Source organism: Bradyrhizobium sp. (assembly GCF_030693485.1).
In the GTDB taxonomy this organism is placed as follows: domain Bacteria; phylum Pseudomonadota; class Alphaproteobacteria; order Rhizobiales; family Xanthobacteraceae; genus Bradyrhizobium.
Window position 1 is genome coordinate 1 of sequence record NZ_JAUYAN010000178.1, and the last position, 12,506, is coordinate 12,506.

11 protein-coding genes are annotated in these 12,506 nt (G+C 64.2%); 8 read left to right on the forward strand and 3 right to left on the reverse strand.

The features are described 5' to 3' along the window. Positions 1-2 precede the first annotated feature (2 nt). The 5 genes from acpS to Q8N40_RS12990 all read left to right on the forward strand — a co-directional run bounded on the left by acpS (position 3) and on the right by Q8N40_RS12990 (position 3,609). On the forward strand, positions 3-422 hold the full coding sequence (gene acpS / locus Q8N40_RS12970; RefSeq protein WP_305318894.1) for a holo-ACP synthase: 420 nt from the start codon (positions 3-5) through the stop codon (positions 420-422). A gap of 275 nt (positions 423-697) precedes the next feature. Continuing rightward, positions 698-1,459, forward strand: a complete 762-nt coding sequence (gene lepB / locus Q8N40_RS12975) for a signal peptidase I (RefSeq protein ID WP_305318893.1) — start codon at positions 698-700, stop codon at positions 1,457-1,459. Next, the gene (rnc, locus tag Q8N40_RS12980; protein WP_305318892.1) at positions 1,456-2,283 is read left to right on the forward strand and encodes a ribonuclease III; all 828 of its coding nucleotides are present in this window, start codon (positions 1,456-1,458) and stop codon (positions 2,281-2,283) included. The genes lepB and rnc overlap by 4 nt, the downstream gene beginning before the upstream one ends. Further along, the gene (gene era / locus Q8N40_RS12985; RefSeq protein WP_305318897.1) at positions 2,276-3,217 is read left to right on the forward strand and encodes a GTPase Era; all 942 of its coding nucleotides are present in this window, start codon (positions 2,276-2,278) and stop codon (positions 3,215-3,217) included. The genes rnc and era overlap by 8 nt, the downstream gene beginning before the upstream one ends. Before the next feature lie 11 nt (positions 3,218-3,228). Next, complete coding sequence (locus Q8N40_RS12990; RefSeq protein ID WP_305318891.1) at positions 3,229-3,609, forward strand: hypothetical protein; 381 nt, start codon at positions 3,229-3,231, stop codon at positions 3,607-3,609. A 3-nt stretch (positions 3,610-3,612) separates the two neighbouring features. Here the strand turns inward: Q8N40_RS12990 and Q8N40_RS12995 are convergent, their stop codons facing one another. Further along, positions 3,613-5,550, reverse strand: a complete 1,938-nt coding sequence (locus Q8N40_RS12995; RefSeq protein ID WP_305712101.1) for an AI-2E family transporter — start codon at positions 5,548-5,550, stop codon at positions 3,613-3,615. 188 nt (positions 5,551-5,738) lie between these two features. Here Q8N40_RS12995 and recO point away from each other — a divergent pair, with 188 nt between their 5' ends. The 3 genes from recO to Q8N40_RS13010 all read left to right on the forward strand — a co-directional run bounded on the left by recO (position 5,739) and on the right by Q8N40_RS13010 (position 9,972). Continuing rightward, complete coding sequence (recO, locus tag Q8N40_RS13000; RefSeq protein WP_305319789.1) at positions 5,739-6,494, forward strand: DNA repair protein RecO; 756 nt, start codon at positions 5,739-5,741, stop codon at positions 6,492-6,494. Between the two features lie 103 nt (positions 6,495-6,597). Then, a complete protein-coding gene (parC, locus tag Q8N40_RS13005) occupies positions 6,598-8,853 on the forward strand; it encodes a DNA topoisomerase IV subunit A (protein WP_305712102.1) in 2,256 nt (751 codons plus the stop codon). Positions 8,854-9,042: 189 nt separating this feature from the next. Next, positions 9,043-9,972 (forward strand): cation diffusion facilitator family transporter, encoded by a 930-nt coding sequence (locus Q8N40_RS13010; RefSeq protein ID WP_305712103.1) that lies wholly within the window; start codon positions 9,043-9,045, stop codon positions 9,970-9,972. A gap of 187 nt (positions 9,973-10,159) precedes the next feature. Here Q8N40_RS13010 and chrA read toward each other — a convergent pair whose 3' ends face one another. Next, entirely contained in the window at positions 10,160-11,554 is a 1,395-nt protein-coding gene (chrA, locus tag Q8N40_RS13015; protein ID WP_305712104.1) for a chromate efflux transporter, read from the reverse strand. Then, positions 11,551-12,369, reverse strand: a complete 819-nt coding sequence (locus Q8N40_RS13020) for a chromate resistance protein ChrB domain-containing protein (RefSeq protein WP_305712105.1) — start codon at positions 12,367-12,369, stop codon at positions 11,551-11,553. The genes chrA and Q8N40_RS13020 overlap by 4 nt, the downstream gene beginning before the upstream one ends. Between the last annotated feature and the right edge of the window lie 137 nt (positions 12,370-12,506).

Here is a 12,506-nt window from a genome sequence, read left to right on the forward strand (position 1 = left end):
GCATGATCATCGGCATCGGCTCCGACCTGATCGACATCCGCCGGGTCGCCAAGGTGATCGAGCGCCACGGCGACCGCTTCCTCGACCGGGTTTTCACCGAGGCCGAGCGTGCCCGGGCCGGGCGCCGCGCCAAGAGCGAGAAAATGGTGGTGGCGACCTATGCGAAGCGGTTTGCCGCCAAGGAGGCCTGTTCCAAGGCGCTCGGAACGGGGATCCGCCAGGGCGTCTGGTGGCGGGATATGGGCGTGGTGAACCTGCCGGGGGGGCGTCCGACCATGCGACTGACCGGCGGGGCGCTGACCCGGCTCGAGGCGCTGACACCGGAGGGCCTGGAGGCGCGAATCGACCTGTCGATTACCGACGATTGGCCGCTGGCGCAGGCCTTCGTCATAATTTCGGCGGTCAGTCCGGGCAAAGCCTGAGGCGCCGGGGCGGGCATCTTCCGCGGCCCGTGCAAAACTAAAAATCCTCGCTAACTCAATGGATTAGCAAGTTTTCATGCGACCGTTGATTGCGTGGCTGCGAACAACCGTCTAAAACGCCGCAGGGATATCGAAGCAGGACGAGTTCAGGCCAGCGCCGGAACTGGTTCACAATATCAGAATCAAGACCATTTTCTTGACGCGAAACGAGAACGATTCGCGTGAGGAAAATGCTCTGCCACCGCGCGTCTGTCGCGTCGGGAATTGGGAAAGCGATGAGCGTGACATCCGGGACAAAAACTGAAAGCGGCCTGGGTGAAACCATCCGCGTCGTCATCCATGCACTTCTGATCGCCCTCGTGATCCGCACCTTCCTGTTTCAGCCCTTCAACATCCCCTCGGGATCGATGAAGGCGACGCTGCTGGTCGGCGATTACCTGTTCGTCTCGAAATATTCCTACGGTTACAGCCACTATTCGATCCCGTTGTCGCCGCCGATATTTTCGGGACGCATCTTCGGCTCCGAGCCGGCACGCGGCGATATCATCGTGTTCCGCCTGCCGAAGGACGATTCTACCGACTACATCAAGCGCGTGATCGGGCTGCCCGGCGACCGCATCCAGATGAGGGAGGGCCTGCTCTACATCAACGAAGCGCCGGTCAAGCGCGAACGCCTCAGCGACTTCATCGGTGAGGACCCCTGCGGGTCTTCCGACTCCACGGCGCGGGTCAAGCGCTGGAAAGAGACGCTGCCGAACGGCGTCAGCTATGAGTCGCTGGATTGCGTCGACAACGGATTCTACGACAACACCACGATCTATACCGTGCCGGCTGGCCACCTCTTCATGATGGGCGACAACCGCGACAACTCCACCGACAGCCGGGTGTTGTCGGCGGTGGGCTACGTGCCGTTCGAGAACATCGTCGGCCGCGCCCAGATGATTTTCTTTTCCGTTGCCGAGGGCGAAACCGCCTGGATGTTCTGGCGCTGGCCGACCGCGGTGCGCTGGAATCGCATTTTCTCAATCGTGCGATGAACGACGAATCGCCCGATCTCCAGACATCCTCCGCGCCGGGTGAAACTCGCGCCCAGCCTGACGCCGGGAGCGAACCCACTGCGGTAAAGAAAAAGCGCAGCAAGATCAGCGCCAGGGCCGCGACCGCGGCGATCGAGGCGCGGATCGGGCACAAATTTGCCGATGCCGAGTTGCTGGCGACCGCATTCACCCACGTCTCCGCGCTGAAATCCTCGCGCAAGCGCGGCGATAGCTATCAGCGTCTCGAATTCCTCGGCGATCACGTACTCGGGCTCGTGGTCTCTGACATGCTGTACCGCGCCTTTCCCAATGCCAATGAGGGCGAACTGTCGAAGCGGCTGGCCGATCTGGTGCGCAAGGAGAGTTGCGCCGATGTCGCCAAATCGCTCGGACTGATCGACGACATCAAGCTCGGCGCGGTCGGCGCAGGCGCCGGCGCGCGTTTGCGCAAATCGGTGCTCGGCGACATCTGCGAAGCGGTGATCGGCGCCATTTTTCTCGACGGCGGCTACACCGCGGCGGCGCAATTCGTCGAGCGCAACTGGCTGGAGCGGATGCGCAAGCCGCGGCGGCCGCTGCGCGATCCCAAGACGGTGCTGCAGGAATGGGCGCAGGGCAAGGGATTGCCGACGCCGGTTTACCGCGAGGTCGAGCGCACCGGGCCGCATCACGATCCCCAGTTCCGGGTCGCGGTGGATTTGCCCGGCCTCGAGCCGGCCGAAGGCCTCGGCGGCAGCAAGCGCGCGGCCGAGAAGGTCGCGGCATCCGTAATGATAGAACGAGAAGGCGTCGAAGGCGTCGGTGGCGGTAACAATGATGGTTGAACCCCAGGAACACGTTGAGGGCGACGTTGCGCCGCCGGCGGCGACACGCTGCGGCTTCGTCGCGCTGATCGGCGCGCCCAATGTCGGCAAGTCCACGCTGGTCAATGCGCTGGTCGGCTCCAAGGTCACCATCGTCTCGCGCAAGGTGCAGACCACCCGCGCACTGATCCGCGGCATCGTGATCGACAACAACGCCCAGATCATCCTGGTCGATACGCCCGGCATCTTCATGCCGAAGCGAAGGCTCGACCGTGCCATGGTGTCGACCGCCTGGAGCGGGGCGCATGACGCCGATCTCGTCTGCGTTCTGCTGGATGCCCGCGAGGGGATCGACGAGGAGGCCGAGTCGATCTTTGCCAAGGTGGCGACCGTCAATCATCCCAAACTGCTGGTCATCAACAAGGTCGACATCGTCGACAAGGAAAAGCTGCTGAAGCTGGCGCAGGCCGCCAACGAACGGCTGAAGTTTGCGGAGACCTTCATGGTGTCCGCCATGACCGGCGATGGCGTCGATGATCTGCGCCATGCGCTGGCCGCGATGGTGCCGCCGGGGCCGTATCATTATCCCGAGGACCAGATGTCGGACGCGCCGATGCGGCATCTGGCGGCGGAAATCACCCGCGAAAAGATCTTTCGCCAGCTGCATCAGGAGCTGCCGTACCAGTCCACGGTCGAGACCGACAGCTGGACCGAGCGCAAGGACAAATCCATCCGCATCGAGCAGACAATTTTCGTCGAGCGCGAAAGCCAGCGCAAGATCGTGCTCGGCAAGGGCGGCGCCACCATCAAGTCGATCGGCGCAGATTCACGCAAGGAGATCGCCGAGATCACAGGCGTGCCCGTGCACCTGTTCCTGTTCGTGAAGGTGCGCGAGAACTGGGGCGACGATCCCAACCGCTACCGCGAAATGGGCCTTGAATTCCCGAAAGAATAGCAGGCGTCGCGATGACCGTACCGAGAAACGTCGTGTGGTTTGAAGTGCTGCTCTATCTGTCGCTGATGCTCGATGCGCTGTCGGTCGCGTTCCGGGACCGGACGCCGACGGCGAAGATGACGGAATCGATGATCATGATGGAGAGCCTTTTCGCGACCGGGCTGCTGCTGCTGCTGGTCCACTTCGTCCGGCTCGCCGCACGGCAGCGCAAGAACTGGCCGCGCTGGGTGCTGTTCGGCGCGCTGGTGCTCTCCGCGATGACGCTGGTGCAGGTGATCGGCATCAGGGGCCTGGAGTTCAGCAGCGCCGTCGAGGTGGTTTCCTGCGCCCTGACGGCAGCCGCGCTGTATTTTTCCTTTACCGGCGACGCGCGCGGCTGGTTCAACGCGTAGCCTTCAGTCGGCGGCGACCTTGTCGGCCTCTGGAGATGGTTCCACGGGGCGGGAAGTCCTGAAGGCGGTCTCGGCAATGAGGTCCGCGACAGCGGTGAAATCGCCGACCACGGTCGTGATATCGCGTGTTCCCGGTGTCACCGCGTCGCTCTCGCTGCCGAGCAGCGCGATGATGATGCGGCCGCCCTTGCTCTTCTTGCTCAGCCTGCGGACCGTGTACTGAATCATCGCGTCGGACGGCTTGCCGACGTAGCAAATGCAGAAGGCGGCGGCCTGTGACAGGTCGAGCGAGAAGAACCGCGACATCGACAATGCGTCGGCTGTTTCCGCAGCTGCGCCGAGCCCGCGGCGGGTCATGATCTGCGCGAGAATCACGGCGGCGGCTTCGTCGAGCTTGCCGGAACCGGGAATGCACAACACGGCGCCCGGGCGTTGCCATCGCTCCGGCACGCTGGTCGGCAATTCGGTGTCGGTGTCGAGGCGCGCCAGCGGGCTGGTCCCGACCTCTTCGACTTCAACTACCGGCCGGTCTTCATGCGCTTCGAGGTCGTCGACCACTTCGTGCACGGTGGCGAGAACGCGGTCCATCCGTTCACGATCCAGTCTTCCGAGGCGCGAATCCGCTTCGGCGAGGCGCAAGCCATCGAGCATGATGGTGTCGTAATAGGCTTCCAGCGAGGCGTCTGCGAGGAAGTCCTGCGCCTGCTGCGACGCCTCGATCGGGTCGCCGGCCAGCATCCGCTGGTACACCAGTTGCGGCGGCGTCAGCGCCGGCTGGTTGCCGAGCAGGATATCGAGAAACTGCAGGCGGTCGACATGGCGGCCCACCACCACCAGGCAGACAGTGAGGGGCGTCGCCAGCACCAGCCCGATCGGGCCCCATAGCCAGGTCCAGAACGACGCCGAAATCACAATGGCGACCGGCGAGAGGCCGGAACTGCGGCCGTACACCTGAGGCTCCACCACCTGCGCCGCAAATACCTGAAGCGTTGCGAACAGTGCCGTCGTCATCAACAGCATTTCCCACCCGGAGCCGACGGCGGCGGCCAGGATCAGCGGAAACACCGCGGATATCGGCGTGCCGACATAGGGCACGAACCGCAGGATCATGGCGATCAGGCCCCACAGCGGCGCGCTCGGCACGCCGATCAGTTGCAGGCCGATCCCGATCAAGAGGCCGAACGAGGCATTGACGATGATCTGGTTCAGAAACAGCCGGCTCAGCCGCTGGCCGGCATCGTCAAGCGCGGCCGTGGTGCGCTGCATGTCCTGCGATCCGGCCAGCCGGATGAACCGGTTTCGCAGGTCCTGCCGCTGCATCAGGATGAAGATCACGAAGATCACGACGATGCCGGTCGTGGTCAGCGGCTGGATCAGCGGCTGGATGATGGCGACCAGGGTCGTCAGCGTGCCGGGGTCGGGTTGCCTGATCTCCACCGGAATCGGCTTGTCGTTGGGCTGCCGCCGCAAACCGTCGATGACCTGCCCGCGGGCGGGATTGTGCAATTCGCTGTCCAGCTCCCGCAGCACTTTGGACGCGCGCTCCAGCGTGCTGGAGCCGCTGGCCGCGACCCCGCGCAGGCCCTGGATCTTGTCACGCAGCGTCTGCTGGTAGCCGGGCAATTCCTCGGCCAGCCGGTTGGCCTGCGAGACCATCAGGCCGCCGAGGCTGAAGATGATCGAGAAGCCGACGAATACCGCGAGCAGCACCGCCAGCCGGCGCGGCACCCGCCAGGACTGCAGCCGGATGACAAAGGGTGCCAGCACGAAACTGAAGAGCACCGCGAGCGCGACCGGAACCAGGATTTCGCGGGCGAAATACAGCCCGGTGATGATCAGCCCTGCCACCGCGAGGTTGATCAGCGCGGTACCCTTGGTCTGCTGCAGTTTGATCATCGGGGGAACGGTGTCTGCCAATAGAAGATATCCGCGGAGGTCCATGCAGAGCTCCGTCAAGTCAGGCCGTGGCCGGGGGAAGAGCAGTCCCAACGGGCGGCGAGGGCGAATGTTCCAATCGCTGTCATTCCGGGGCGATGCGAAGCATCGAACCCGGAATCTCGAGATTCCGGGTTCGCGCTGACGCGCGCCCCGGAATGACGCCGGCAACGGAATCCTATACTCTCAAACCCATGGAATGGACCGACGAAGGCATCGTGCTGGGGGTGCGGCGGCATGGCGAATCATCCGCCATTGTCGAGCTCCTGACGCGCGGCCATGGCCGCCATCTCGGCCTGGTGCGCGGCGGCGCCGGCAAGCGGATGCGCCCCTTGCTGCAGCCCGGCAACAGCGTGTCGGCGGTGTGGCGGGCGCGGCTCGACGAGCATCTCGGCTATTACGTCATGGAGGGCACGCGGCTGCGCGCGGCCACCGTGCTGGCGTCGTCGCACGCGACCTATGGCGTGACCCATCTGGCCGCGCTGGCGCGGCTGTTGCCGGAGCGCGATCCGCATGAAGACATCTACGAAATGCTGGAGCGCACGCTGGACGATTTCGACGATATCGGCGAGGCAGCCATTCAATTGATAAAATTCGAACTCGCCATGCTGACCGAACTCGGCTTCGGGCTCGATCTGGAAAACTGCGCCGCGACCGGCGAGACGTCGGACCTGATCTATGTCTCGCCGAAATCCGGCGGCGCGGTGTCGCGGCGGGCCGGCGATCCCTGGCGCGACCGGCTGTTGCGGCTGCCGTCGTTTTTGCGCGAGGGCGGCGGCGGCGCCAATGGCTGGTCCGACCAGGACCTGCAGGACGGTTTTGTCCTTACCGGAAGGTTCCTGCTGCGCCACGTGCTGGAGCCGCGCGGGCAGGGCCATTCCGACGCCCGCGACGGGTTCATCAACGCGGTGACCAGGCATCGGGCGAAGGCGACGGCGGTGCTGCCGTAAAAACGTGAAAACAACCCCATGTACAGTAGCCCGGCGAAAGTGCGGGGATGGGGAACGCGATTCATTTCTTGCCCGATTCATCGTCAGCGGATAACCCGTCCCCATGGGAAAACGACTGATTCCGCCTGAAGAACCGGCTGAGATCCACGAGGTCGGGCTGCGCGACGCGCTCGAGGAGCGCTATCTCGCTTATGCGCTCTCGACCATCATGCACCGCGCGCTGCCGGACGCCCGCGACGGCCTGAAGCCGGTGCACCGGCGCATCCTCTATGGCATGCGGCTGCTGCGGCTCGACCCCGGCACCCCGTTCAAGAAATCGGCCAAAATCGTCGGCGACGTGATGGGCTCGTTCCATCCGCATGGCGACCAGTCGATCTATGACGCGCTGGTGCGGCTGGCACAGGATTTCTCCTCGCGCTATCCGCTGGTCGACGGCCAGGGCAATTTCGGCAATATCGACGGCGATAATGCGGCCGCCTACCGCTACACCGAAGCGCGCATGACCGAGGTCGCGCGGCTTCTTCTTGAGGGGATCGACGAGGACGGCGTCGAATTCCGCGCCAATTACGACGGCCAGACCAAAGAGCCGATCGTGCTGCCCGGCGGCTTTCCGAACCTGCTCGCCAATGGCGCGCAGGGCATCGCGGTCGGCATGGCGACCTCGATCCCGCCGCACAATGTGGCCGAGCTGTGCGACGCGGCGCTGCATCTGATCGACAAGCCCGACGCCAAATCGAAGACGCTGCTGAAATGGGTCAAGGGTCCTGATTTCCCGACCGGCGGCATCATCGTCGATTCCAAGGAGAGCATCGCCGAAGCCTACATGACCGGGCGCGGCTCATTCCGCACCCGCTCCAAATGGGTCCAGGAAGAGGGCGCCCGCGGCACCTGGGTGGTGGTGATCACGGAAATCCCGTGGCTGGTGCAGAAGTCGCGGCTGGTGGAAAAAATCTCCGAATTGCTGACCGCGAAGAAGCTGCCTCTCATCGACGACGTCCGCGACGAATCGGCCGAGGACGTCCGTTTGGTGATCGAGCCGAAATCCCGCGCGGTCGATCCGGAACTGCTGATGGAATCGCTGTTCAGGCTGACCGAACTGGAAAGCCGCATTCCGCTGAACCTCAACGTATTGGTAAAAGGCCGCATCCCCAAGGTGCTGGGCCTGGCCGAATGCCTGCGCGAATGGCTCGACCATTTGCGCGACGTGCTGCTGCGCCGCTCCAACCATCGCAAGGAGCAGATCGAGCACCGGCTGGAAGTGCTAGGCGGCTATCTGATCGCGTACCTGAACATCGACAAGGTGATCAAGATCATTCGCAACGAAGACGAGCCGAAGCCGGCCCTGATGACAGCCTTCAAGCTGACGGAGGTCCAGGCAGACGCCATCCTCAACATGCGGCTGCGCAGTTTGCGCAAGCTCGAGGAATTCGAGATCCGCACCGAGGACAAGAACCTTCGAAACGAGCTGAAGGGCATCAAGGGAATTCTCGCTTCCGAGCCCGAGCAGTGGGCCAGGGTCGGCGAGCAGGTGCGGAAAGTCCGCGACATCTTCGGGCCGAAGACGCCGCTCGGCAAGCGTCGCACCATGTTCGCGGACGCGCCGGAACATGACATCGCTGCGATCGAGGAAGCCTTCGTCGAGCGCGAGCCGGTCACCGTGGTAGTTTCCGAAAAGGGCTGGGTGCGCACGCTGAAGGGCCATGTCGCCGATCTCTCGACCCTGACCTTCAAGACCGACGACAAGCTCGACAAGGCGTTCTTCGCCGAGACCACGTCAAAGCTGTTGCTGCTCGCCACCAACGGCCGCTTCTATTCGCTCGACGTCGCCAAGTTGCCGGGCGGACGCGGCCATGGCGAGCCGATCCGGATGTTCATCGACATGGAGCAGGAGACGGCGATCGTCTCGCTGTTCGTCAACAAGGGCGGCCGCAAGTTCCTGATCGCCAGCCTCGAAGGTCAGGGCTTTGTCGTCAACGAGGACGATTGCGTCGGCAATACCCGCAAGGGCAAGCAGGTGCTGAACGTCGAAATGCCGAACGAAGCCTGCGCGATCACGACCGTGTCAGGGGACACCGTCGCTGTGATCGGCACCAACCACAAGATGGTGGTGTTCCCGCTCGACCAGGTGCCGGAGATGGCGCGCGGCCGCGGCGTGCGGCTGCAGAAATACACCAGCGCCTCGCTGTCCGACGTCGCCACCTTCGAAGCCAAGGCCGGCCTGACCTGGAAGGATTCGGCTGGCCGTGACCAGAGCATGAGCTGGAAGGAACTGACCGACTGGCGCGGCAACCGCGCCGACGCCGGCCGCCTCGCGCACGGCCTGCCGAAGTCGAACAAGTTCGGCAAGGGTGTGGAGTAAATAAGGTGTCTTGTCGTCCCTGCGAACGCAGGGACCCATACCGCGTTGTCCTCTCGATCAAGGCGGAATGTCCAAGACCGCGCACAACACTGCGGCCTGTGGTTATGGGTCCCTGCGTTCGCAGGGACGACGAACTGTGATGACCGCCGTAGTAGTATTCGCCATTTCGCAAGCGCTATAATCGCCGTCATGGCCCATCACCACGATCATCACTCCCACGCGCACGGTCATGCCGGGCACGGCCACGCACCCGACAATTTCGGCTTCGCGTTCGCCGTCGGCATTGCGCTCAATACCGCGTTCGTCGCGGCCGAACTGGTGTTCGGCTATGCCGCCAACTCGCTGGCGCTGATCTCGGATGCGGTTCACAATTCTTCCGACGTGATCGCGCTGGTGCTGGCGTGGGCGGCGGGATGGCTGGCGCGGCGGCGGCCGACCGAGCGGCACACCTATGGCTACCGGCGGGCATCGATCCTCGCCGCGCTGGCCAATGCCGGGCTGCTGCTGATTGCGGTCGGCGCCATCGCCGTCGAGGCCATTGACCGGATCAGGCAGCCGGCCGAAGTGGCGGGCTCGACCGTGGTTTGGGTGGCGGCGCTCGGCATCGCCATCAACGGCGCCACCGCGCTATTGTTCATGCGCGGCCGGGATAGCGATCTCAATATTCGCGGCGCCTATCTACACATGGCGGCGGACGCTGGCGTCTCCGCCGGCGTGGTGGTCGCGGCGCTGGCGATCATGCTGACGGGATGGCTCTGGGTCGATCCCGCCATCAGTCTCGTCATCGCCGCCGTGGTACTGGCGAGCAGCTGGGGCCTTGCCCGCGACAGCATCAATCTCGCGCTCGACGGCGTGCCCAGAGGCATCGCGCTGGCGGAGGTGATGGGTTATCTTAAGCAGCTCGACGGCGTCACCGAGGTGCATGACCTCCATGTCTGGGCCATGAGCACCAACGAAACCGCGCTGACCGCGCATCTGGTGCGGCCAGGCGGCAGCGACGATGCATTCCTGCAAGACGTGTGCGCGGAACTTTCGCACCGCTTCAACATCGATCACGCCACGCTGCAGATCGAAGCCCGCAGCGATGCCTGCAAACTGGCGCCGGCGGAAGTGGTGTAGGGGCGCGCTTAAATCCGAAACTCAGTTTCACGTCGTCCCGGACAAGTGAGCGCAAGCGAACGCCGATCCGGGACCCATACCGCGTTGCGCCCTCGATATAGCGCGATGGATGAAGCAATCTTCGTCAAGCCAGCGCCGGCGGCTATGGGTCCCTGCTTTCGCAGGGACGACGCGGAGGGGGAAAATCTCAGATCACCCCCGCCATCCGCAGTAGCACGCCCGCCGCACACGAGCCCGCCAGCACCGTCAGCATTCCCATGTTGAAGCGGAAGATCGCAGTTGCCGCCGCGATCGCCAAAGCGAGCGCGGCGAGGTCGACGCTCGACCACACCGGCATGTCGAACGACAGCCCGAACGAGCGAACCGGCCAGGTTTCGCGGAACACGGTGTGCAGCGCGAACCAGATCGACAGATTGAGGATCACGCCGACCACGGCGGCGGTGATGGCGCCGAGCGCACCGGCCAGCCCCTTGTTGCCGCGCAGGGTCTCGACAAAGGGCGCGCCGAGAAAGATCCAGAGGAAGCAGGGCATGAAGGTGACCCAGGTCGCCAGCAATCCGCCGAGCGTGCCCGCCATCATCGGCGACAGGGAGCCTGGATCGCGAAAGGCGGCCATGAAGCCGACGAACTGCAGCACCATGATCAGCGGGCCGGGCGTGGTCTCGGCCATCCCCAGGCCATCGAGCATTTCGCGCGGCTGCAGCCAGTGATAGTGCTCGACCGCCTGCTGCGCGACATAGGCCAGCACCGCATAGGCGCCGCCGAATGTCACCAGCGCCATCTTGCTGAAGAACAGCGCGATCTGGCTGAACACATGGGCCTCGCCGAACGCGATCAGCAGCGCTGCGACCGGCACCAGCCACAGCGTCAGCCAGACCGCGCTGACTTTCAGCGCGCGGGGAAGGCTGGCGCGGACATGGTCCGGCACGACGTCGCCGAGCATGCTGTCGACCGCCGCGGCGTTCTTGCCGCCGCCGTGCTCGACTGCGGCGAATTCGCTGCGTCCGCTTCTGGCGCCGAAAAATCCGATCACGCCGGCGGCAATGATGATGATCGGGAACGATACGTTGAAGAAGAAGATCGCGACGAAGGCGATCGCTGCCAGCGCAACCATGATCCAGTTGCGCAGCGCGCGCTTGCCGACGCGAACCACGGCCTGGATCACGATCGCCAGCACCGCGGCCTTCAGCCCGAAGAACAGCGCCTCGACGATCCCGACCTTGCCGAAGGCGGCATAGATATAGCTTAGCCCCATGATGGCGATGACGCCGGGCAGAATGAACAGGCCGCCGGCCATGATGCCGCCGGCGGTACGGTGCAGCAGCCAGCCGATATAGGTGGCCAGTTGCTGCGCCTCCGGTCCCGGCAGCAGCATGCAGTAGTTCAGCGCGTGCAGGAACCTGCTTTCGGAAATCCAGTTCTTTTCCTCGACCAGGATGCGGTGCATCACCGCGATCTGTCCGGCCGGACCGCCGAAACTCAGGACGGCGATCCGCAGCCAGACCCGAAACGCTTCACCGAAGCTGATGCCGTGACCGGCATCCGCTCCGGAGGTTTTGTCAGTCGCCACGATATCGCTCATGGCTTTGCCTTGTTGGTCGGCCAGTTGTGGGTTTCGCCCGATGCATCGCGGCACCAGCGATAGAACGCGTCGTAGAGCACGATGCCGGCTTCGAGCTGCGCGAGATCGTCATCATACATCCGCGACAGCCCGAGCGATGCCGCCAGCAACCCCGGTGCTTCCGGCGAGAGGTCGAGCCTGCCGGTGTCGGCGGCGCGCACCATGGTCGCCAGCCGCAGCAGAGGCGGGGTCGCGAGGCCGAATTCCTCGACCATGACGTCGAAGGTGCAGAGCTCGCCGCGATGGCTCCAGAACACGTTCTCAATATCGAACGGGTCGGCGGCAAAACGCTCGCCGACCGCGATCACCTCGGACGGCGCCACGAACAGAAACACTGCGTTGGGATCGACGAACCTGCGGATCAGCCAGGGGCAGGCGATTCGGTCGATCTTCGGCCGCGCGCGGGTGACCCAGACGGTGCGGCCTTGCGCATCGCGTGCCGGCAGTTTGGCTGCCGGCACCAACGGCAGCTTGGCGGCTTTCCAGCCCTCAAAACCATTTTCCAGGGCTTCGGCCGAACCCCCGGCGTGTCTCAACCAGGCGGCGGTGCCCTCGGAAAGCTTCAAGCCGCGCTGGCAGACCACGATGGCCGGCCGTCCCGAAAACTCCTTGCCCCAGTCGGCGGCCGTCTGATGGCTTCGCCGCACCGCGCCGGGAATCAGCCTGGAGTCGGCGGCGAAATCTTCCTCGGTACGGACGTCGATCAGCGCGGGGGTGTTCGCCGTGCCGATCAGGCGTGCGAGCTTGTCGGCAGATATCGTTGTGAAGGATGACATGAATGCGCCCTCGTGAGAGTACGGGACGCGATACTTGGGCCTGACGCCTCGTGGGGAGATCGCAAAAATCCCCATGCCGCTATTACAGCCAAACCGGTGACGGCTGTCAATGTGCGTAACGCCGAATGTACCCAACG

Bases quoted from the DNA above. Each gene is read 5' to 3' on its own strand.
- Q8N40_RS13010 (WP_305712103.1), top strand. From the start codon at position 9,043: ATGGCCCATCACCACGATCATCACTCCCACGCGCACGGTCATGCCGGG.
- era (WP_305318897.1), top strand. From the start codon at position 2,276: ATGGTTGAACCCCAGGAACACGTTGAGGGCGACGTTGCGCCGCCGGCG.
- lepB (WP_305318893.1), top strand. From the start codon at position 698: ATGAGCGTGACATCCGGGACAAAAACTGAAAGCGGCCTGGGTGAAACC.
- acpS (WP_305318894.1), top strand. From the start codon at position 3: ATGATCATCGGCATCGGCTCCGACCTGATCGACATCCGCCGGGTCGCC.
- Q8N40_RS12990 (WP_305318891.1), top strand. From the start codon at position 3,229: ATGACCGTACCGAGAAACGTCGTGTGGTTTGAAGTGCTGCTCTATCTG.
- chrA (WP_305712104.1), bottom strand. From the start codon at position 11,554: ATGAGCGATATCGTGGCGACTGACAAAACCTCCGGAGCGGATGCCGGT.
- parC (WP_305712102.1), top strand. From the start codon at position 6,598: ATGGGAAAACGACTGATTCCGCCTGAAGAACCGGCTGAGATCCACGAG.
- Q8N40_RS12995 (WP_305712101.1), bottom strand. From the start codon at position 5,550: ATGGACCTCCGCGGATATCTTCTATTGGCAGACACCGTTCCCCCGATG.
- rnc (WP_305318892.1), top strand. From the start codon at position 1,456: ATGAACGACGAATCGCCCGATCTCCAGACATCCTCCGCGCCGGGTGAA.
- Q8N40_RS13020 (WP_305712105.1), bottom strand. From the start codon at position 12,369: ATGTCATCCTTCACAACGATATCTGCCGACAAGCTCGCACGCCTGATC.
- recO (WP_305319789.1), top strand. From the start codon at position 5,739: ATGGAATGGACCGACGAAGGCATCGTGCTGGGGGTGCGGCGGCATGGC.